Annotated in this window: 1 protein-coding gene; it reads right to left on the bottom strand. The window is 64.9% G+C overall.

The genetic code is table 11. The features are described from left to right. Positions 1-23: 23 nt before the first annotated feature. Positions 24-3,513, bottom strand: a 3,490-nt coding sequence (locus PX554_RS26450) for a filamentous hemagglutinin N-terminal domain-containing protein (RefSeq protein WP_275505035.1), incomplete at its 5' end; no start/stop codon positions are given.

The raw sequence follows: 3,513 nt of genomic DNA, 5'->3' as shown, positions 1-3,513 counted from the left end.
CCTAATGACGGCGACAGCGTTCGCTAAAAGTTCTCCCTTAGCGTACGTAAAACACACTTTCGTGTAGTGACCCCTACCAGTTGAGCGTTGCTGAGGCTCGGATCGGCAACGCTCGCCGCGCTTTCGAGGAACCTCCCGTTCGCATCGACGGGTCCGCCGAAGGCATCGGTGAGCCCGTTGCCGCCAAGATCGACGTCACGGACGCCGAATCCGCCAGCAATAGGGCTGTCCGGCAAGTCATTGCGCTGGTGGATCACGCCTCCGCGCAGCACGATGCTGCCGGCATTGTAGAGCTTGGAGACGGTGAGGCTGGCTTCGGGCGCGCCGATAATGCTGCCGCCTTCCATCACGTCGAGTTCGGTGAGACCGCCCAGCACGAGGTGCGCCGCCTTGCGGTCCCACAGCGCGTCGTTGGTGGTGGGCGCGAGGAACGATTGCGACAGCAGGTCCGCGCTCGTGCCGAGCGTGCGCAGCGCCTGGTTCTGGCCGATGCTGAGCAGCGTCGGCAACATCCACTGGGTGAGGTCGAGCGTCTCGCCGTTCTTGACCACGAAGCGCGTCGTCTCGAGGAAGGCGGATTTGCTCACCCGGTCGTTGGCGAGCAGGTCGTCGACGATGCGTGAGCGGTAGCTCGACACGTCGAGCGTGCCGAACCCGGTGGTCTTGAAGAAATCGAGGCCGATATGCGTCGATCTGGGCCGATTGTCCGAGCCGAACGACACATCGGGCGCGACGAGGGTGAAGGTCCCGCCGCCGGTAAAGCCGAAGCCCAGGATCGATGCCTGGGAAATATCGACGGTCGATCGAGGATCGGCGACGAGGTGCGGAAGGGTGGCCGACAAGCCCAATCCGCTTGGCGGCCTTGGCGTGAACTCGACCGACTGGTTCGAACCATAGAGTGGATCGCTCGCGGGCAGGCCGGCCGACGAGAGCGGATCGGTGTTGGTGAGCTTGCGCGAGGCATGGACCGTCTCGTTGACGAGGCTGACGTCGCCGCCCTTGCCGTCGAGAACGAGCTTTCCAGTCGGAGTGACATATCCGCCCGCGCTGACATCGAGCGTGCCGCTCACGCGAATGCTGCCCGAAAGGTCGACGGCTTCGGTAGCGGTGTCCAGCCCCTCGCCGACCGCAGCGATGACATTGGCGGCGGACCGCAGCGAGATCGACCCGCCATCGCGCCAGGCGCCGCCAAGAACCTCGGATTGCGGCTGGAAATCGTTGACCCACCGGCCCGCCGTCGACAGCGTGCCGGTCACGATGATATCGAAGGGGCGCAGTTCGCCCGGATCGCTTGCATAGAGCAAAGAGACATCGTCATCGGAGCGGAAGAGCGAGCCGGCGCTCCCGAACGCGATCGAAAACTTCTCGTCGGTCGGTTCAAACCCGTTGACCGTGCGGGCCGAAATCGAGCCGGAGGCGACCGTGACGCCCCCGTCGAAACGGATCGTCCGGCCCGCAATAACAGTCAGATCGCCGCCCGCTGCCAGGATGAGGTGCGACGATCCGGTAAGCGAAAGCGCATCGGGCGACTGCAATGTGACCGCGTCGGCACCGGCGAAAGTAACCGCTCCGGCAGCGACGATATCCAGCCGCGAGAGTCCGGCGCTGTTGAGCATCGTGTCGGAAAGCAAGAGCTCGGCAGGATTGGCCGCCTCGGCGCCGCGAACGCCGTGGTAGATCACGACATCGCCCAGGGTCTGAAGACCCACAGCGCCGCCCGAAGGCAGCTCGTAGGGCGTGGCTTGCAAGCGCCGTCCGAAAGCGGACGGGACCCGGCTCGCGATGACGCCTTGGGCAATCTGGCGCGCACCGGCGAATGCTTCGGCGTGGATCGTGCCGTCGATCGTGACCGCCGCGCCATTGATGGTCAGCGCGCCGGCATCGCGGCCCTCGTCATAGGCGGTGTCATAGCGCTGCCCCTGACTCTGGACGGAGAGATAGTTGACGACCAGTCCGAGCCGCGGCTGCAGCACCTCGCTTGTGCCACTGACCACGCCCACATAGGTCTCGTTGGGGTTGGCCTTGGCGATATCGACGATGCGGCCGTCCGCCGTGAGCAATCGGCTCGTCTTTACCATGCCCGCCGCGTAGTTCACCCAGCCGCCTGATACGTCGATCGCCGCGCCCTCGCTGAAGCTGACGCGCTCCGCCTGAAGCGAGACCGTCCCGCCCTTGGTCATGAATTCCTGGGCGGTCGCGGGAATCTGGCCCGCGATGCTGCCCGCTTCGATCAGCGGGGAGCCGACCCAGGCGACGCCGTCCTCGCGCACGCCCGAGACGCGCGGGTCGATGAAGATGGTCTCGCCGTTGAGACTGAAGTTGCCGTCGAGCTCGACCTCGCGATAGTTGGGCGTGTCGCGCAGCTCGTTGCGCTTGACAGGCGTGATCTCGATCGAATTGCGCGACGCATCGAGCGCCACGTCCTTGAGGCCGCTGACATCGATGATCGCACGGGCCGCAATATCGACCCGGCCGCGCCCGCTCGCCGCGAGCAGATCGGTCGTCGACCGGCCGATGGACACATCGGCGCCAGGAGCGTAGATGACCGCGTTCTCCCCGATCGAGACATTCGTCGGCGCAAGGGCCCCGAACGCCGCGTCCGGCGTCTCGAACTGCGCGCCGATCTCGAGCTGCGAAGTTTTGAAGCCCGCTGGCTCGTTCGGCGTTCCGATCGGAATCGTCTCGCCGCTATCGTCGGCGAACATGGCGATTCCGCTAGCCAGCAGCGGATTGCTGTTGCCTGCCAGCGATATGTCGCCCCCGTAGAGCGCGATCTTGCCGTTGCGTGATACGCTCGTCGTGGTCGACAGCAGCCCTGACAGTTCGATGCTGCCGAAGGCATTTGTGCCGAGGGAGAGATAGCCGCGGCGCGATTCGATCAGCCCGGCGACACGAATCTGGCCATCGCTCGCATTAGCCGGCCGATCGGCAAGGATATTGGCCGAGCCATCGAACACGAAGCTGTTGAGCAGGTAACCGCGCACGTTGCGATCGAGGCTCGTGTCCGCGCCGGTGCTCTCCGCGAAGCTGATCGCCCGTCCGGCCTGAAGGCTCACCTGGCCATCGACGGCGCTGAGCGTTCCCGCACTGTCGATCAACGGCGCGGTAAGCACGAGAAATCCGCCTTGCCGGGTCCCGATCTTTGCCCCGGCATCGACCACGATGCCACCTTCGGCACCTTCGACAAAACTCACTGGCCCGCCATTGCCGCCCGAGGCCGGATCAAGGTCCGCCGAAACCAGTAAACTAACGTCATTGCCCGTCTTGGGGAAGGCTGTCCCGTTTGGCGATGCAAACAGGCCATCCTCAAGAAAGCTGAGGTTCCGCTCCGCAACGGTTGCGGCGCGAAGCATGGTGCCGCTTCCTGTCACGAACCGCGCCGCATTCCCGAGCTCAAGCGTGGAGGCGAGGAGGGAGTGAGTGTTCACCTGAGAGTTGGAGCCGAAGATGATGCCGGCCTGGTTGATGACGACGACGGTGCCATCGGCGGTCATGTTGCCGAGGATGCGGGTG

Source organism: Sphingomonas pollutisoli (assembly GCF_029167165.1).
Taxonomy (GTDB): domain Bacteria; phylum Pseudomonadota; class Alphaproteobacteria; order Sphingomonadales; family Sphingomonadaceae; genus Sphingomonas; species Sphingomonas pollutisoli.
The sequence above is the reverse complement of the archived record's forward strand: the minus strand, read 5'-3'. Positions and strand labels throughout refer to the sequence as shown.